The 14,277-nt window shown below is 71.0% G+C and carries 13 protein-coding genes; 5 read left to right on the top strand and 8 right to left on the bottom strand.

Annotated features, from left to right (window positions below; all coding sequences use genetic code 11):
* The first annotated feature begins 1 nt into the window (after position 1).
* The 3 genes from BMW99_RS06710 (at position 2) to pknB (ending at position 5,006) form a co-directional block, all read left to right on the top strand.
* Positions 2 to 1,387, top strand: coding sequence for an FtsW/RodA/SpoVE family cell cycle protein (locus tag BMW99_RS06710; RefSeq protein WP_075016410.1), 1,386 nt, complete (start codon positions 2 to 4; stop codon positions 1,385 to 1,387).
* On the top strand, positions 1,384 to 2,844 hold the full coding sequence (locus BMW99_RS06705) for a peptidoglycan D,D-transpeptidase FtsI family protein (protein ID WP_069463525.1): 1,461 nt from the start codon (positions 1,384 to 1,386) through the stop codon (positions 2,842 to 2,844). Before BMW99_RS06710 ends, BMW99_RS06705 begins: the two co-directional genes overlap by 4 nt.
* Positions 2,845 to 3,020: 176 nt before the next feature.
* Positions 3,021 to 5,006, top strand: a complete 1,986-nt coding sequence (pknB, locus tag BMW99_RS06700) for a Stk1 family PASTA domain-containing Ser/Thr kinase (protein ID WP_069463524.1) — start codon at positions 3,021 to 3,023, stop codon at positions 5,004 to 5,006.
* Between the two features lie 121 nt (positions 5,007 to 5,127).
* Here the strand turns inward: pknB and BMW99_RS06695 are convergent, their stop codons facing one another.
* The 5 genes from BMW99_RS06695 to BMW99_RS06680 all read right to left on the bottom strand — a co-directional run bounded on the left by BMW99_RS06695 (position 5,128) and on the right by BMW99_RS06680 (position 9,071).
* Complete coding sequence (locus tag BMW99_RS06695) at positions 5,128 to 5,829, bottom strand: class E sortase (protein WP_069463523.1); 702 nt, start codon at positions 5,827 to 5,829, stop codon at positions 5,128 to 5,130.
* A gap of 36 nt (positions 5,830 to 5,865) precedes the next feature.
* Positions 5,866 to 7,404 carry a class E sortase gene (locus BMW99_RS06690; RefSeq protein ID WP_245791245.1) on the bottom strand — a complete coding sequence of 513 codons (1,539 nt, stop codon included), beginning with the start codon at positions 7,402 to 7,404 and terminating at the stop codon, positions 5,866 to 5,868.
* Positions 7,401 to 8,057, bottom strand: a complete 657-nt coding sequence (locus tag BMW99_RS06685; RefSeq protein ID WP_069462475.1) for an aminodeoxychorismate/anthranilate synthase component II — start codon at positions 8,055 to 8,057, stop codon at positions 7,401 to 7,403. The genes BMW99_RS06690 and BMW99_RS06685 overlap by 4 nt, the downstream gene beginning before the upstream one ends.
* Entirely contained in the window at positions 8,054 to 8,230 is a 177-nt protein-coding gene (locus BMW99_RS39940) for a hypothetical protein (RefSeq protein WP_107451478.1), read from the bottom strand. Before BMW99_RS39940 ends, BMW99_RS06685 begins: the two co-directional genes overlap by 4 nt.
* Before the next feature lie 127 nt (positions 8,231 to 8,357).
* The gene (locus BMW99_RS06680) at positions 8,358 to 9,071 is read right to left on the bottom strand and encodes a DUF881 domain-containing protein (protein WP_069462476.1); all 714 of its coding nucleotides are present in this window, start codon (positions 9,069 to 9,071) and stop codon (positions 8,358 to 8,360) included.
* Positions 9,072 to 9,285: 214 nt separating this feature from the next.
* Here BMW99_RS06680 and crgA point away from each other — a divergent pair, with 214 nt between their 5' ends.
* Entirely contained in the window at positions 9,286 to 9,540 is a 255-nt protein-coding gene (crgA, locus tag BMW99_RS06675; protein ID WP_069462477.1) for a cell division protein CrgA, read from the top strand.
* Positions 9,541 to 9,835: 295 nt separating this feature from the next.
* Here crgA and BMW99_RS06670 read toward each other — a convergent pair whose 3' ends face one another.
* Positions 9,836 to 10,690 (bottom strand): rhomboid family intramembrane serine protease, encoded by an 855-nt coding sequence (locus BMW99_RS06670; RefSeq protein WP_069462478.1) that lies wholly within the window; start codon positions 10,688 to 10,690, stop codon positions 9,836 to 9,838.
* Positions 10,691 to 10,843: 153 nt separating this feature from the next.
* Positions 10,844 to 11,377 carry a peptidylprolyl isomerase gene (locus BMW99_RS06665; RefSeq protein ID WP_069462479.1) on the bottom strand — a complete coding sequence of 178 codons (534 nt, stop codon included), beginning with the start codon at positions 11,375 to 11,377 and terminating at the stop codon, positions 10,844 to 10,846.
* A gap of 217 nt (positions 11,378 to 11,594) precedes the next feature.
* Between BMW99_RS06665 and BMW99_RS06660 the strand changes: the two genes are divergently transcribed.
* Entirely contained in the window at positions 11,595 to 12,374 is a 780-nt protein-coding gene (locus BMW99_RS06660) for a DUF5324 family protein (protein WP_075016408.1), read from the top strand.
* A 151-nt stretch (positions 12,375 to 12,525) separates the two neighbouring features.
* Here BMW99_RS06660 and BMW99_RS06655 read toward each other — a convergent pair whose 3' ends face one another.
* On the bottom strand, positions 12,526 to 14,199 hold the full coding sequence (locus tag BMW99_RS06655) for an MFS transporter (RefSeq protein WP_079175971.1): 1,674 nt from the start codon (positions 14,197 to 14,199) through the stop codon (positions 12,526 to 12,528).
* Positions 14,200 to 14,277 lie beyond the last annotated feature (78 nt).

Raw genomic sequence — 14,277 nt, 5'->3', positions numbered from 1 at the left:
CATGAGTTCCAGCAACACCACCACCATCACGTCGATCGGCGCCCCCAACCGCCGCAACACCGAGCTGGCCCTGCTCGTCTTCGCTGTGGCCATCCCGGTGTTCGCGTACGCCAACGTGGGCCTGGCGAAGCACGGCTCGGTCCCGGCCGGCCTGCTCGGCTACGGCCTGGGCCTCGGCCTGCTCGCGGGCATCGCGCACCTGCTGGTGCGCAAGTTCGCGCCGTACTCCGACCCGCTGATGCTGCCGATCGCGACGCTGCTCAACGGCCTGGGGCTGGTGTTGATCTGGCGGCTGGACCAGGAACCGGTGCTGGGTGCCGCGATGGCGCCCAAGCAGCTCATGTGGTCCACGCTCGGCGTGGCGCTCTTCGTCTGCGTGCTGGTCTTCCTCAAGGACCACCGCATCCTGCAGCGCTACACCTACATCTCGATGTTCGTGGCCCTGGTCCTGCTGGTGCTGCCGGTGTTCTTCCCCGCCGTCTACGGCGCGCGGATCTGGGTCACCCTGCCGGGCATCGGCTCGCTGCAGCCGGCCGAGTTCGCGAAGATCATCATCACCGTCTTCTTCGCCGGCTACCTCATGGTCAAGCGGGACGCGCTGGCCCTCGCCAGCCGACGCTTCATGGGCCTGTACCTGCCGCGCGGCCGCGACCTCGGCCCGATCCTGGCGATCTGGGCGATGAGCCTGCTGATCCTGGTCTTCGAGACCGACCTCGGCACCTCGCTGCTGTTCTTCGGCCTCTTCGTGATCATGCTGTACGTCGCCACCGAGCGGACCAGCTGGATCGTCTTCGGCCTGCTGCTCAGCGGCGCCGGCGCGGCCGTGGTCGGCAGCTCGGAGCCGCACGTCAAGGTCCGCGTCCAGGACTGGCTGCACCCGCTGCAGCTGGCCTCCAACGGCGGTGTGACCGAGACCGCGCAGTCGATGTACGCCTTCGGCTCAGGAGGCCTGTTCGGCTCCGGCCTGGGCCAGGGCTACTCCCGCCTCATCGGCGGCATCGCGCCCAAGAGCGACTACATCCTGGCCACCGTCGGCGAGGAGCTGGGACTGGCCGGCCTGATGGCCATCCTGCTGCTCTACGCGCTGCTGATCGAGCGCGGCATCCGGACGGCGCTGGCCGCCCGCGACCCGTTCGGCAAGCTGCTGGCCATCGGCCTGTCCGGCGCGTTCGCGCTGCAGGTCTTCGTGGTGGCCGGCGGTGTGACCGGGCTCATCCCGCTGACCGGTATGACGATGCCGTTCCTGGCCCAGGGCGGTTCCTCGGTCATCGCGAACTGGGCCCTCGTCGCGATCCTGCTGCGGATCAGCGACACCGCCAGGCGGCCGGCGCCCAGCCCCGCCCCCTCCCCCGACGCCGAAGCGACCCAGGTGGTGCGTAGCCAGTGAACAAGCCCCTGCGAAGGGTCGCGGTCTTCTGCGGCCTCCTCGTCCTCGCCCTGCTGGCGCGGGTGAACTACGTGCAGTTCGTCCAGGCCGACCAGCTGTCCAGCGACATCCACAACCGTCGGGTGGCCATCAACCAGTACGCCCAGCCGCGCGGCGACATCATCGTCGACGGCAAGGCGATCACCGGCCACACCACCACCACGGGCAGCGACTTCAAGTACAAGCGGACCTACGTCAACGGACCGATGTGGGCGCCGCTGACCGGCTTCGCCTCGCAGGCGTTCGGCACCAACATGCTCGAGGGCGTCGAGGACAAATTCCTCACCGGCAACGACGACCGGCTGTTCTTCAACCGCACCATCGACCTGCTGACCGGCAAGGAGAAGAAGGGCGGCAACGTCGTCACGACCCTGAACGCCAAGGCCCAGGAGGCCGCGTTCAAGGGACTCGGCGACAAGAAGGGCGCGGTCGCCGCGATCGACCCGCGCACCGGCGCGATCCTCGCGCTGGCCAGCACCCCGTCGTACGACCCGGGGTCCTTCGCCGGCAACTCCAAGACGGACAGCAAGAACTGGACGGCCGTCGACAAGACGAACGACACCGACGACCCGACGCTCAACCGGGCGCTGCGCCAGACGTACCCGCCGGGTTCGACGTTCAAGCTTGTCACCGCGGCGGCCGCGCTGGAGAACGGCCAGGACACCGACATCGACGCGAACACCAAGACGCCGAACCCGTATCCGCTGCCGGGCACCCGCACCAACCTGGTGAACGAGGGTCACATCCCCTGCAAGGACGCCAGCCTGAGGGTCGCCCTGCGGTACAGCTGCAACACGGTGTTCGGCAAGCTCGGCGCCGACCTCGGCCAGCAGAAGATGCTGGACGAGGCGGAGAAGTTCGGCTTCAACTCCGAGCAGTTCATCCCCGTGCGGGCCGCGGCCAGCAACTTCGACAAGAAGATGAGCCCGGACCAGGTCGCCCTGTCCTCCATCGGCCAGTTCGACACCGCCGCCACCCCGCTGCAGATGGCCATGGTCGCCGGCGCGATCGCCAACAACGGCACGCTGATGAAGCCCTACGAGGTCGACAAGCTCGTGGCGCCCAACCTCAGCACCATCGCGCAGACCAATCCCAGCGAGATGAGCAAGCCGCTCACCCCGGAGAACGCCCAGAAGCTCCAGTCCATGATGGAGACGGTCGTCAACCAGGGCACCGGCACCAACGCCCAGATCCCCGGGGTCCGGGTGGGCGGCAAGACCGGTACCGCGCAGCACGGCGTCGGCAACGACAAGGCGCCCTACGCGTGGTTCGTCTCCTACGCCATGACCGACCAGGGCTCCCCGGTCGCCGTGGCCGTGGTCGTCGAGGACGGCTCCGCCAACCGCGACGACATCACCGGTGGCGGCCTGGCCGCGCCCATCGCCAAGAAGGTCATGGAGGCGGTCCTCAACAAGTGACGGGCGAGTGAGACGGACATCACGTCCCTGACGGGCGGCGGCCAGGTACCGGTCAGGTATCAGCAGGACGCTTGGACGAGGTTGCATGCGACACGCCCGGTAACCTATGCCGGTGCAGGCACAGGGCACGGGTTTACGGACACCGGTTGAGAACGGGTTTAGGAGAGGGCAGAGCTATGGAAGAGCCGCGTCGCCTCGGCGGCCGGTACGAGCTGGGCTCGGTGCTCGGCCGTGGTGGCATGGCCGAGGTCTACCTCGCCCATGACACGCGCCTCGGCCGTACCGTCGCTGTGAAGACCCTGCGGGTGGACCTCGCCCGCGACCCGTCCTTCCAGGCCCGGTTCCGCCGAGAGGCCCAGTCGGCCGCCTCCCTCAACCACCCGTCGATCGTCGCGGTCTACGACACCGGCGAGGACTACGTCGACGGCATCTCGATCCCGTACATCGTGATGGAGTACGTCGACGGCTCGACGCTGCGTGAGCTTCTTCACTCCGGGCGCAAGCTGCTGCCCGAGCGCGCCATGGAGATGACCGTCGGCATCCTCCAGGCGCTGGAGTACAGCCACCGGGCCGGCATCGTCCACCGGGACATCAAGCCCGCGAACGTCATGCTGACCCGCACCGGCCAGGTCAAGGTCATGGACTTCGGCATCGCCCGCGCCATGGGCGACTCCGGCATGACCATGACCCAGACCGCTGCGGTCATCGGCACCGCCCAGTACCTGTCGCCCGAGCAGGCCAAGGGCGAGCAGGTCGACGCCCGCTCCGACCTGTACTCCACCGGCTGCCTGCTCTACGAGCTGCTGACCGTGCGGCCGCCGTTCGTCGGCGACTCGCCGGTCGCGGTGGCCTACCAGCACGTGCGCGAGGACCCGCAGCCGCCGTCGGTGTACGACCCCGAGGTCACGCCGGCGATGGACGCGATCGTCCTCAAGGCGCTCACCAAGGACCCGGACTACCGCTACCAGTCCGCCGACGAGATGCGGGCCGACATCGAGGCCGCGCTCGACGGCCAGCCGGTCGGCGCGACCGTCGCCATGGGCGCGATGAGCTACGGCTACCCGCAGCAGTACGGCGACGGCGCGGCCACCACGGCGCTGCCGCAGCAGGGCGCGGACCAGCACACCTCGATGCTGCCGCCGATGCGCGACGACGACGGCGGCTACGGCTACGACGAGCGGCCCGACCGCCGCCGGCAGAAGAAGAACAACAGCACCTCCACGGTGCTGCTGGTCGTCGCCGGCGTGCTGGTGCTGATCGGTGCGATCTTCCTCGGCAAGGCGCTGTTCGGCGGCAAGTCCCCGGGCAGCGACGCGGCCGTGCCGAACTTCGTCAACAGCTCGTTCGAGGACGCCCAGAACAAGGCGGGCAACGTCAACCTGACGCTCAAGAAGGACGGGGAGGCCTACTGCACCAACACGCAGCAGGGCTTCATCTCGGCCCAGACGCCGGCCGCGGCCGCGGCGGTCCCGAACGACAAGACCGTCCACGTCACGGTCTGCAAGGGCGCCGCCCCGATCGAGGTCCCGGACGTCAAGAACGACCCGATCGACGCGGCCCGCGCCAAGCTGATCGGGCTCGGGTTCCAGGTCAATCAGACGGCGCAGACCACCACCACCCAGGACCCGGGCATCGTCCTCGGCCAGGACCCGGCCGCCGGGTCCAAGAAGGCCAAGGGCTCGACGATCACGCTGACCGTGTCGCAGCAGCCGAAGCAGCAGCAGGTGCCCGACCTGACGGGCGTGCCCTTCGACAACGCGAAGGCCCAGCTCAAGGGCCTGGGCTTCACCAACATCAGCAGGTCGCAGCAGGACCAGCCGTCGGACACGGCCGCCAAGGGCAGTGTCGTGTCGCAGACGCCGGACCCGAGCGGCGGCCCGGTCTCACTCGACACCCCGATCGTGCTGACCGTCTCCTCCGGCCCGCAGCAGCAGCAGCCGCAGCAGACGATGCCGGACTGGCAGGGCAAGTCGGTGGGCGACATGAAGCAGATCCTCAACGCCATGAACCTGAACCTGCAGATCTCGGCGGTCGGCCCCGCCGGCAACCCGGTCGGCGACAACGCCCGGATCTACGGCAGCAACGTGCAGACGGGAACCCAGCTCCAGGAAGGCCAGCAGATCCAGTTCCAGGCGATCGGCGGCGGTGGCAACGGGGGCTGACCCCGGCATCACCCGCACGCACGAAGGGGCGGCCCGCACGGTGTGATCCGTGCGGGCCGCCCCTTTGTGCGCCGCCCCGGGGTGCGCCGCCCCCTGGCGGTGCGGCCGGCGGCCCGGCGGTCTAACGAAGCTCGGGAGGCAGGGTGCGCTGGGCGTCGACCTTCTGGGCGCGGACCAGCTCGCCCCAGACGATGTAGCGGTAGCGCGAGGTGTAGACCGGGGTGCAGGTCGTGAGGGTGATGTAGCGGCCCGGCTGGTTCTTGCCGGACTCCTTCGGGACCTGGTCGGTGACGTGCACGTTGTACTTCGAGGTCTGGTCGAGGACCTTGTAGACCTTGTAGACGTACCAGGTGTCCTTGGACTCGAAGACGATCGCGTCCCCGAGGTGGATCTTGTCGATGTTGTGGAACTTGGCGCCGTGGCCGTCGCGGTGCGCGGCCATCGTGAAGTTGCCGGTCGGGTCCCAGGGCATCGCCGAGGCGACGGGCTTGGTGTAGTAGCCGGCCACACCCTCGTTGAGCACCTTCGTGGAGGTGCCCTTCTTCACCAGGACCTCGTAGTTCTTCCCCATGGCCGGGACGTGCAGGAAGCCGATGCCGTCCTTGGTGTCCAGGCCCTTCGCGGGTATCTGCGGATGCTGTGCCCACTGCTGCCGGACCGTCTGCCCGGCCTTCTTCTCGTGGCGGTCGGCTATGACGTTGGTCCACCACAGGGAGTAGACGACGAACAGGGCCAGGATCAGCCCCAGGGTGATGAGTATCTCGCCGATGACACTGATCGTGGCCGCGATCGGTCCCCGCCCGCCCCGCTTCTCGCTGGTCACACTCTTCCGTTCTTGGTCGGTGTCGTCCCGCCCGGCTCAGCCCTTGCTGAGCAGCGCGTCTGGCTTGCCCTTGCTGCGCGGCCGCTCCTCGATGAGCTTGCCCCAGACGATCAGCCGGTTCTCGCTCGTGAACTCGGGCGTGCACGTGGTGAGCGTCAGGTAGCGGCCGGGTGTGGTGAATCCCGAGCCGACCGGGACGGGCTGCAGCACGCTCGTGTTCGTCGGCGGGGTGGACGCCAGCGAGCTGGTGACCTGGTACGTGTAGTACGTCGTCGCCGTCTCCACCACGACCTTGTCGCCGGGCACGAGGTGGTTGATGTAGCGGAACGGCTCGCCGTGGGTGTTGCGGTGCGCGGCGACCGCGAAGTTGCCCGTCTTGTCCCAGGGCATCGCCGTGTTCAGGGAGCCGTCGTAGTGCCCGATCATGCCGTGGTCGAGCACCTTGGTCTTGGACACGCCCTGCGCGATGGGGGCCTTGACGTCCAGCTTCGGGATGTACATGATCGCGAATCCCTGGCCCGGCTGGAAGGCGCCGGGCGCCCGGTTCGGGTCCTGGGACCCGGTCGCCCACTGCTGCTCGAGGTGGTTCGAGGCGCTGTTGGCCTGCTCGTGGGCGCGGACGTTGGTCCACCACAGCTGGTACGTGACGAAGAGCAGCATCACGACGCCGGCCGTGATGAACAGCTCACCGACGACGCGGCTGATGACGACCGCGGGGCTGTCCTTGGCGGCCTTGGCGGCCCGCCGGGCCTCGACCCGGCTCAGCGGCGCGGACGACGGCTGCGCGGCGGCCTCGGCGGCCGCGGGTGCGCCCGTGCGGGCGCGGGCCCGGTGGCCTCCGCCGCCCTGCCGCGCGGCCTTGCGGCGGGCGGCACGCCCGCCGTCCGCGGGCGGCGGTGCCGGGGCGGCGGCGCCCGGCGGCTCCTCCTCCGCGGAATCCGGCTCGGCCGGGTCCGGCCGCGCCTGCGGCCGGTCCGGGGGTTGCTGCGGGCCCTGCGGGTGCTGCGGCTCGGTGAAGGCCTCGAAGACCGCCGTCGCCTCGGCCCCCGGATCGGTCAAGGTCCCGAACGCCGTGGTGGTCTCGGCCTGCGGCTCGCTGTAGGCCTCCCCGTACGGCGTCGCGGCGGTGACGGGCCGCGGGGGCCGCGGGGGCTGGGCCTGAGGCTGCTGCGGCGACTGCGGCTGCGCGTACGCCTCCGCCGGCTGCGCCTCCTGCCGCGGCTCCGCGTACGGCGTGGGCGGAGCCGCCGGCTGCGCGGGCCGGGCGTACGGCGTCGCGGCCGGTGCGGGCTGCGGGCGGTCCGGGGCCGGGGTGCGGAACCAGGGCGAGGTGCGGCCGTCGGCGGGCTGGGCGTCGGTCGCCGCGTCGGCCGGTGCGGGGGGGGCCTCGGTGGGCGGCGTCGCCTGCTGCCCGGTGCCGGGCCGGGCGGCGGCGTGTTCGGGGGCCGCGGGCGGGCGGCCCGGCAGCGGGTCGTTGAGGGGGTCGTCGAGCTGTTCGACGACGGCCTTGAACTGCCCGGTGTCGTCGTACGACATCGGGCCGTCGGCGGGACGCTCCGGTCGGAGCGTGGTCACGCCCCGGCCCTCCCGGCGAGCCCGCTCGCCCCGACCACCGGGGCCAGTCCCCGCGAGCGGTCCACCGCGCCGGGATCGCCGCACTCGGCCAGCCAGTTGGCGAGCATCAGGTGACCCCATTCGGTGAGCACCGACTCGGGGTGGAACTGCACACCCTCGACGGCGGCGTCGCGGTGCCGCAGCCCCATGATGATCCCGTTCTCCGTCCACGCGGTGACCCGCAACTCGTCCGGCAGCGTGGCCCGTTCGACCGCGAGCGAGTGGTAGCGGGTCGCCGTGAACGGCGTCGGCAGCCCGGCGAAGACACCGGCTCCCTCATGGGTGACCAGGGACGTCTTGCCGTGCAGCAGCTCGGGCGCCCGGTCCACCACGCCGCCGTACGCGACCGCCATCGACTGCACACCGAGACAGACGCCGAACACCGGGACTTCGGTTTCCGCGCAGTGCCGGACCATGTCGACGCAGACCCCGGCCTCCTCGGGCGTGCCGGGTCCGGGCGACAGCAGCACGCCGTCGAAGCCGTCCTGAGCGTGTGCCAGTTCCACCTCGTCGTTGCGCAGCACCTCGCACTCGGCGCCGAGCTGGTACAGGTACTGGACGAGGTTGAAGACGAAGCTGTCGTAGTTGTCCACGACCAGGATGCGTGCGCTCATCGGACGGCGGCCATCCCGTTGTCGACGGTCACGTCGTTGAAGGGCAGCAGCGGCTCCGCCCACGGGAAGACGTACTGGAAGAGCAGGTACACCACGGCCAGTGCCAGCACGAGTGAGATCACCGCCCTCGCCCAGGCGTTACCCGGCAGATGCCGCCAGATCCAGCCGTACATGCCCTGCCTTCCCTGCCCTCAACGTCCTTGACTGCTCCCCGGAACAGAGTAAGGGGAGATCGGCCGCCAAGGGGGCCCGGCAGGACAAAGCTTCGGCATGGGCCGAGACCGGTAACAACGCGTCTGGTCAGGGCGTGGGCACAGGTTTCGCATAGGTCAGGTCGACGGAGCCGGAGTACCCCGGGAGGGTGACCCGGCTCTGCGAGCCGACCTTCCAGCCGAGCCCGTACGCCTGGACGTACTGGAGGTAGTTCTGGATGGCCGGACTGTCGTTCAGGGCCTTGCGGAGCTTGTCCTGGTCACCCACGGCGGTGATCCGGTAGGGCGGCGAGTAGACCCGGCCCTGGAGGATCAGCGTGTTGCCGACGCAGCGCACCGCGCTGGTGGAGATCAGCCGCTGGTCCATGACGCGGATCCCCTGGGCGCCGCCCTGCCACAGCGCGTTCACCACGGCCTGCAGGTCCTGCTGGTGGATGACCAGGTCGTTGGGCTGCGGGTCGGGCACGCCGGGGACCAGCGGCACCGCGTTGGGCGGGGCGTCGTTCAGGGTGACGCCGAGCGCCGGGCCGGTGAGCGGCGTGGTGCCGGCCGCCTTGTCCAGGGCCGCCAGCCGCTGCTTCTCGGCCGTGGTCAGTCCGCTGTCCGCGCCGGCGAGGTGATCGACGTCACCGCGCGCCGCGGCGACCTCGTTCTCCAGGCGTGCGTTCTGCGCGCTCCTGGCGCGGACGTTGTCCGAGAGCTTCGGCAGCGGGTCGTCGCTGCGGATGTCGACGCCCTTCGCGGTGTCGAAACTGGTCCAGAAGATCAGTCCGGCCAGCGCGAAGACTCCCGCACTGAGCACTCGCAGCGCTACCGTGCGGTGAGCAGGACGGGAAGAGGGGGTGGGGGAGGTGCCACCGGTTCCGGTCACCAAATACCCTGTCTCCTTAACAACCCGAGGAAGCACTACGCTAACGGACGCCCGGGAGCGAAAGCGCATCCGATAAGTCCCAGAATCCGCCCGGACACCCACCACACCCGCGCGGTTACGCAGCGCATCGACAGGAGAGTCCCTCGTGCCGAAGTCACGGATCCGCAAGAAGGCCGACTTCACCCCGCCGCCCTCGAAGAACGCCACCGCCATCAAGCTCGGCAACCGCGGCTGGGTCGCGCCGCTGATGCTCGCGTTCTTCGTCGTGGGCCTCGCCTGGATCGTGCTGTTCTACGTGACCCAGGGCAGCCTGCCGGTGGACGCCCTCGGCAACTGGAACATCGTGGTGGGCTTCGGCTTCATCGCAGGCGGGTTCGTCGTCTCCACCCAGTGGAAGTAGGCGCCCGTGCGCGCCAGCGCACAGCGCTTGTCCACACGGTTATCCACAGTGGGGAAAAGGTCGGAAGATCTGTGGATAACCTCTACGAGGTTGACGCCGGTACGACCGGTGGCCGCACGACGGGCCACCGGTCGTTCGTGCGTTCCGGGGTGATCTTGCCCGCTCTTTCCAGGGCAAACCCGTCACGGTGACCCTCCGCACAGCCGTTCCCACGTGCTGTGCACAACAGGGGGAACCTCACCCACCCGCTGTGGATAACGTGTGATCAACGTCAGGGACACGGCCTGGCGCAGAGTCAGGACGTGACCTGTGCCACAGCGATGGCGGAGACGGCGAGCGACACGACGAGCATCGCGGCGCACGTACCCCACTGGACCAGGTCCCGGCGGTTCCGCGGGGCGTAGAGCATCCCTATGGCCACGATCGTGCCGGTGACCAGACCGCCGAGGTGCCCCTGCCAGCTGACGTTGGCCCACGTGAAGCTGAAGACCAGGTTCAGCACGAGCAGCGCGACCACCGGCCGCATGTCGTAGCGCATCCGCCGCATGTAGACGGCGGTCGCGCCGAACAGGCCGAAGATCGCGCCGGACGCGCCGATGGTGAGCGAGCCGGGGGCGATGGCCAGCACCGCGGCGCTCGAGCCGAGCGCGGAGACGAAGTACAGCGCCAGATAGCGGGCGCGGCCCAGGCGCTGTTCGAGCGGGGCGCCGATCCACCACAGCGAGAGCATGTTGAAGAGCAGGTGCACCGGGCTCGGCTGGTTGTGGACGAACGCCGACGTCAGCACGCGGTACCACTCGCCGTCGGCGACGCCGCAGCCGAAGGTCGGCGTCCCCGGCCCGTGGCTGCACTTCGCGTACAGCCCGAGGTCGAGGGCCAGCCGGTCGCCGATCGCCAGTTCCAGGACGAAGACCAGGACGTTCAGGCCGATGAGGATCTTGGTGAACAGGAACGGGTCGGCGGCGATGCTGCCGCCGGCGATCGTCCGGGCCTGCACGTGGGTGCCGCCCTGCTGGCTCACGCAGTCCTTGCAGTGGAAGCCCACCGACGCGTTGACCATGCACTCCGGGCAGATCGGCTTGTCGCACCGGGTGCAGCGGATGCCCGTCTCCCGATCCGGGTGCCGGTAGCAGCAGACCGTCTGGTCCATCTCTCGTCCACTCCCCTGGGCGCGGCCCGCCCTGTGCGGCCGCTGAGCACTTTCGCGCCCCGTCCACAAGGACGAGCGGACGGGGCGCGGTGTTCCCGAAGGGTACGGGATCGGGGGGCCGGGACGGTCGGGAGGTGGCCCCCGCTCCCGGGGTCAGGAGGTGCGCTTCTCCACGACCACCGTCTCGATCACCACGTCCTCCAGCGGCCGGTCGGTCCGCGGGTTGGCCGGGGCGGTGACGATGGAGTCGACGACCTTGCGGCTGGCGTCGTCGGCGACCTCGCCGAAGATGGTGTGCTTGCGGGTCAGCCACGTGGTGGGGGCGACCGTGATGAAGAACTGGGAGCCGTTGGTGCCCGGGCCGGCGTTCGCCATCGCGAGCAGGTAGGGGCGGTCGAAGGCCAGATCGGGGTGGAACTCGTCGGCGAACTCGTAACCCGGGCCGCCGGTGCCGTTCCCGAGGGGGTCACCGCCCTGGATCATGAAGCCGGAGATCACCCGGTGGAAGACCGTTCCGTCGTAGAGCTTGGCCGTGGACGGCTCTCCGGTCCGCGGGTCCGTCCACTCGCGGGTGCCCTCGGCGAGCCCCACGAAGTTCGCCACCGTCTTGGGGGTGTGGTTCGGCAGCAGCCGGATCACGATGTCGCCGTGGTTGGTCTTGAGGGTGGCGTAGAGCTGCTCGGCCACTGTCTGCCTTCCATAGATCTGTGGTCAGTGGGCACAAATCCTCGCACGCGCGTCCCGCGGCCCGGCGCGTTCCCCCCGCGCCGAGCCCGCCCGGACCCGGTGAACTAGGCCGACTGACCCGGATGCCTTGCCGCACATGCCGTACCCGGGGCGGCCGGGCATGATTTCAAACCGGGTGGAAAGGCGAAAACCGTACGCCACCGAGGAGGAGGTTCCTGTGACCCGCAACGACAGCGTGCGCCGCGCGACCGATGTGACGAAGGACAGCGTGCGGCACGCCGCGGAGGTGGCGGCACCGTACGTGGCCACGGCCCGGGAGAACGCCGTGCTCTACGGCCGGCAGGCCGGCGTCTACGGTCGCCAGGCCGGCGTGCTCGCCCGGCAGCAGTACGACGCGCGGCTCGCCGCCCGAGTCGACCAGGCGCGCGCCCAGGCGCTGGCGGCCGTGCCGCCGAAGGCCACCGAGGCGGTGGAGACCGCGGCCCGCCGCACCCGCGACGGGGCGAAGGCGGCGGCCGACTACACCGCCCCGCGCGCCGCCGCCGCGGTCGCCCAGACCCGCGCGGTGGCTGGCCCGGCCAAGGACGAGGTGGTGGTGCGGGGCGCCGCCGCCCTGCAGGCCCTGCGCGGCCAGGTCACCGCGGCCGACATCGACCGGCTGGTGCGGCGCCGGATCCGCCGCCAGAAGGCGGGCCGCGCGATGCGCGGGATGCTCGTGATGACGCTCGCCGGCGGTGCCGTCTTCGCGGCCGCGAAGTGGTGGAGCAAGCAGGCCAACCCGGACTGGCTGGTGGAGCCGTCCGAGCCGACCGAGGTCAGCGACCGCGTCGAGCGCGGCACCACGCTGACCGTCGTGGACACCCTGGAGGAGACCGGGTCGGTCAACGGCTCCGGCCCGAAGGTGGACCGGGTCGACGGCTCGCCCGACGCGGGGCTCGACGCCGAGGTGGAGGCGAAGCAGGCCGAGGCCGACCGCAAGGACGACGAGGACCACTAGCGGCGCGGGCGCCCCGCCCGGGCGCCGGGTCCGCACGCCGGCAGGCGGTGGGCACCCCGCGAAGGGTGCCCACCGCCCGCCGCTCCACGGGGCGTTCGGACGGGCCGCCGCGGCCCGCCGCCGCTGTCCCGCCGTTCCGGCGTGCCGCCCGTCACACCGCCGGCACCGGCCGGTCCTGCCCGCCGTCGCCGGCGCGGGCCGCGGACGCCTCACCGGCGCCACCGTGCCCGGTGTCGCCCTCGCCGTCCTGCGGCTCCGGCAGCACCGCGGGGACGTTCCGCAGGCTCACCAGGGCGGCGGCCGCCCCGAGCGCCATGATCGCGCCGGCGATCACCGTGGTGGCGTGCAGGCTGTCCAGGAACGCCTGCCGTGCCGCGTCCGCCACGTGCTGGCCGGTGGAACCGGCCACCTGCGCGCCGGTCAGGACGCCGCCGCTCACCGACTCGCGGGCCGCCGAGACCTGAGCGCCGCTCAGCCCCTCCGGCAGCGTCAGGTCGCTGCGGTAGAAGGCGCTCAGCACCGAGCCGAGCACCGCGATGCCCAGCGCGCCGCCGAGCTCCATCGCCGTCTCCGAGATCGCGGCGGCCGCGCCGGTGCGGGTCCGGGGGGCGCTCGCCAGGATCGTGTCGGCGGTGACGGAGAAGGTGAAGATGATGCCGACGCCGTTGAGGACCAGCAGCGGCAGCAGGTGCGCGTAGCCGGTGTGGGCGCCCGACATGCCCAGGCCCACGGTGCTGACGGCCATCAGGGCCAGGCCGATGGCGACGGTGCGGGCCCGCCCGATCCGGGCGATGAGCACCGCGCACAGCGGCGCCGCGAACGCCGCGGACAGCGGGCCGGGCAGCAGCGCCAGCCCCGCGGTGAGCGGCGACCAGCCGCGCACCACCTGGAAGTACAGGGAGAAGCCGAGCGACAGCGTGGACGAGGTGAACATCGTGACGACGTTGGCGCCGATCGCACCGGAGAACGCGGCGTTGCGGAACAGCCGCAGCTCCAGCAGCGGTTCGGCGATCCGTGTCTGGCGGCGGAAGAACGCGGCGAGGGACACGGCGCCCACCGCCGCCGCGATCCACACCGCGTGGGAACCGGCGCCGTCGCGGGCCGCGGTCTTGATCGCGTAGATGACGCCGAACAGGCCGGCGACCGACAGCGGCACGCTCGCCCAGTCCAGCCGGCCCGGGCGCGGGTTGCGCGACTCGGGCAGCACCAGCACGCCCGCGACCAGGACCAGCGCCATCACCGGCACGTTGATCAGGAAGACCGAGCCCCACCAGAAGTGGTCGAGCAGCAGGCCGCCGACGACCGGGCCCAGGGCGAAACTGGCCGCGGCCACCCCGCTGCTCACCCCGATCGCGGTGGTGCGCTCCCTGGGGTCGGTGAACGCGGCCCGCACCAGGGACAGGGTCGACGGCATGATCGTCGCACCCGCCAGGCCCAGCAGCGCCCGCGCGGCGATCAGCGTCTCGGGACTGCCCGCGTACGCGGTGAGCGCGGACGCGGCGCCGAATCCGGCGACGCCTGCCAGCAGCAGCTTCTTGCGGCCGATCCGGTCGCCGAGGTTGCCCGCGACGATCAGCAGGCCGCCGAGGACGAAGCCGTAGACGTCGACGATCCACAGCAACTGGGTGGAGGAGGGGTGGAGCCGGCGGGCCAGCGACGGGACCGCGTAGTTCAGGACGCTGTTGTCGATGCCGAGCAGCGCCGCGGCCACGCAGCAGATGGCCAGTACGGCCCAGCGGCGGGCCCCGGCGGCGGCCTGCGGGGCGTCGGAGGTGGGGGCCTGCGCCCGCGGGTCGGGGGTCCTGCCGTTCGTCTTCGATGTCATGCCCCGGAGCATGCGGGGGCCCGCTGACCGGGTCCTGACCGCCCGCGCACCGCCCGCGCACCGCCCACCGTGCCCGCG

Origin of the sequence: Actinacidiphila rubida (assembly GCF_900110255.1) — a bacterium.
GTDB lineage: Bacteria > Actinomycetota > Actinomycetes > Streptomycetales > Streptomycetaceae > Actinacidiphila > Actinacidiphila rubida.
Note: the sequence above shows the minus strand (reverse complement) of the source record. Positions and strands in the feature narration are given on the sequence as shown.

Excerpts from the sequence above, each read along its gene's own strand:
- BMW99_RS06655 (WP_079175971.1), bottom strand. The coding sequence starts at position 14,199 with ATGACATCGAAGACGAACGGCAGGACCCCCGACCCGCGGGCGCAGGCC.
- BMW99_RS06670 (WP_069462478.1), bottom strand. The coding sequence starts at position 10,690 with ATGGACCAGACGGTCTGCTGCTACCGGCACCCGGATCGGGAGACGGGC.
- pknB (WP_069463524.1), top strand. The coding sequence starts at position 3,021 with ATGGAAGAGCCGCGTCGCCTCGGCGGCCGGTACGAGCTGGGCTCGGTG.
- BMW99_RS06685 (WP_069462475.1), bottom strand. The coding sequence starts at position 8,057 with ATGAGCGCACGCATCCTGGTCGTGGACAACTACGACAGCTTCGTCTTC.
- BMW99_RS39940 (WP_107451478.1), bottom strand. The coding sequence starts at position 8,230 with ATGTACGGCTGGATCTGGCGGCATCTGCCGGGTAACGCCTGGGCGAGG.
- BMW99_RS06710 (WP_075016410.1), top strand. The coding sequence starts at position 2 with ATGAGTTCCAGCAACACCACCACCATCACGTCGATCGGCGCCCCCAAC.